Genomic DNA, 2,633 nt, shown 5'->3' on the forward strand with positions numbered 1-2,633 from the left:
AACGATAACCCGAAACGCCCACAAAATCGAACATTTGTTCGTGCAAGCTGCAAATATTAGCCCGGTCGGCGCGGTCTCGCCCGTGCCGACCGGTGAGCCCCGCATCCAGGCGCGGCGGACCAGGTCGGCGTGGCGTCGCCAGGCCGCGTGCACCGCGGCCCGGTCCCCGACGGGCAGCAGGTTGGACGAGCCGTTGATGGTTCTGCGAATGGGACAAACGGCCCAATTTTCTGCAGGAAAACATGACCATAATTCATGTATTAAGGATCTATCCCTGTAGTACTACCCCAGCCCCTGGATACGTGCGGCAATCATGCGGTGGCGGCGCAGCATCTCGGCAAGGCCGGGATGCACAGGCATCCCGTCGGCCACCACCGTCCTCCCCGCGACGACGGTGTGCCGGGCGGCGACCGGCCCGCAGCGCAGCCACGCCTCCACCGGGTCGGTCAGCGCCCCGGCAAAGCTGATCCCGTCCAGTGGCCAGACCACCAGATCACCGACCGCGCCGACGGACAGCTCACCGATCTCACCGGTCCGTCCGAGGCAGCCCGCGCCGCCACGGGTGGCCATCTCGAGCGCATCCCGGGCGGACATGGACGCGGCCCCGCCGCGGACCCGTCCCAGCAGCATTGCCGTGCGGGCCTCCAGCCACAGCGACGCGGCGTCCGCCGAGGAGGAGCCGTCACAGCCGAGCCCGACCGGTACACCCGCGGCCCGCAGCCGCGTGACCGGTGCCAGCCCGCCGCCGAGGATCATGTTGCTGCTCGGGCAGTGCGCGACCCCGGTACCCCACGCGCCGAGCCGGGCGACCTCAGCCGGGTTCGGGCAGATGCAGTGGGCGACCCAGGCCCGGTCGCCTCCCCAGCCGACGTCTTCGAAGTGCTCGACCGGACGCCGGCCGTAGGTCGCCAGGCAGTAGGCGTCCTCGTCGGGGTCCTCGGCGAGATGGGTGTGCAGCCGCACGTCGAGACGTTCGGCGAGTTCGGCGGTGGCCCGCATCAGCTCGGGGCTCACCGAGAACGGTGAGCAGGGCGCCAGCGCGATGCGGACCATGGCGCCGTGGGAGGGATCGTGGTGGGCGGCGACAAGCGCCGCGGAGGCGCTGAGGATCTCATCGGGATCCTGGACGATCGAGTCCGGCGGTAGCCCACCGTCCTTTACTGACAGTGACATCGATCCCCGGGCTGGATGGAACCGCATGCCCAGCGCGCGGGCCGCGGCGATCTCGGCCGAGATCAGGTCACCGGCGCCGCGGGGGTGGACGTACAGGTGGTCGGTGGTGGTCGTGCACCCGCCGAGCGCCAGCTCGGTCAGGCCGACGTAGGCCGAGACGTGCACGGCCTCCTCGTCCAGGCGCGCCCACAGCGGGTAGAGCGTGCGCAGCCAGGTGAACAGCGCCGCGGACACCGACGGCGCAAAGGACCGGGTGAGGTTCTGGAAGATGTGATGGTGGGTGTTGACCAGGCCGGGGGTGACCAGGCAGCCGGCCGCGTCCAGGGTGCGGTGCGCCGCCGGGAGCGGGTCGCGCGCCGCGCCGACAGCGCTGACCAGCCCATCGGTCACCGCGACCCACCCGCCAGGCAGCTCGCGGCGCTGGTCGTCGACCGTCACCACCATGTCGGCGCCGCACACAAGCAGGTCGACGGGCGCTTCGACGCGCCGGGGGGTCGACCGGGCGGCCGGCTGGTCGGCCGGCTGGGCGGCCAGGTGAGCGGTCATGGGGGCTGATTCTGCTACTACGGTGGAATCGTGACGGCGCGCTTCGATCGGACGGAGTGTGACAGCGGGTTGGGCATTGTGGAGATCGACGACCCGGCCGACGAACGGGTCCGTGACTATGTCGGGCTGACCGACGTGGCCCTGCGCCGGCGGCGGGAGCCGGCGGAGGGGCTGTTCATCGCGGAGGGCGAGATGGTCATCGACAGGGCCCGTCGTGCTGGTTACCGTCCGCGTTCATTGCTGGTCGGGCCGTCGAAGCTCGCGCTGGTGCCGGACGATCTCGACCCGGGCATCCCGGTCTACCTCGCCGGGCCGGACGTGCTTGCCACGATCACCGGGTTCGAGGTGCACCGTGGGGCGCTGGCCTCCATGTGCCGTCGCCCGTTGATCCCGTTGGGGGACGTGCTGGACACGGCCGACCGGATACTGGTCTGCGAGGACATCGTCAGCCATACGAACCTCGGAGCGATCTTCCGGTCGGCGGCGGGGCTCGGGATGGACGCGGTTCTGCTCAGCCCGCGATGCGCTGATCCGCTGTACCGGCGGTCGGTGCGGGTGTCGATGGGCGAGGTGTTCGCGGTGCCGTACGCCCGCATCGATCCGTGGCCGGCGGCGCTGTCGCTGCTGATGGACCACGGGTTCGCGGTGGTCGCGCTCACGCCGTCCCCGGACGCGGTGGCGCTCGACGAGTTCAGCGCCCGGCCGTACGAGAAGCTGGCGCTGCTGCTCGGCTCGGAGGGCCCGGGCCTGACGCGGGCGGCGCTCGAGGCGGCCACCATCCAGGTGCGGATCCCGATGGCGAACGGGGTGGATTCGCTCAACGTCGCGGCGACCGCGGCGATCGCCTGTTACGCCCTCGGCCGCCCGATGACCGCTCGCTGAGCTCAAGGCCCACGCTGCCAGGCGCCGGTGTG

Annotated in this window: 2 protein-coding genes; one reads left to right on the top strand and one right to left on the bottom strand. The window is 71.0% G+C overall.

Annotated features, from left to right (window positions below; all coding sequences use genetic code 11):
- Positions 1 to 282 precede the first annotated feature (282 nt).
- The gene (locus MJ783_RS04525) at positions 283 to 1,719 is read right to left on the bottom strand and encodes an 8-oxoguanine deaminase (protein WP_255724365.1); all 1,437 of its coding nucleotides are present in this window, start codon (positions 1,717 to 1,719) and stop codon (positions 283 to 285) included.
- Positions 1,720 to 1,749: 30 nt separating this feature from the next.
- Between MJ783_RS04525 and MJ783_RS04530 the strand changes: the two genes are divergently transcribed.
- Complete coding sequence (locus MJ783_RS04530) at positions 1,750 to 2,601, top strand: RNA methyltransferase (RefSeq protein WP_239308656.1); 852 nt, start codon at positions 1,750 to 1,752, stop codon at positions 2,599 to 2,601.
- The last annotated feature ends 32 nt before the right edge of the window (positions 2,602 to 2,633 follow it).

The organism is Protofrankia sp. Cj3 (assembly GCF_917627355.1).
GTDB lineage: Bacteria > Actinomycetota > Actinomycetes > Frankiales > Frankiaceae > Protofrankia.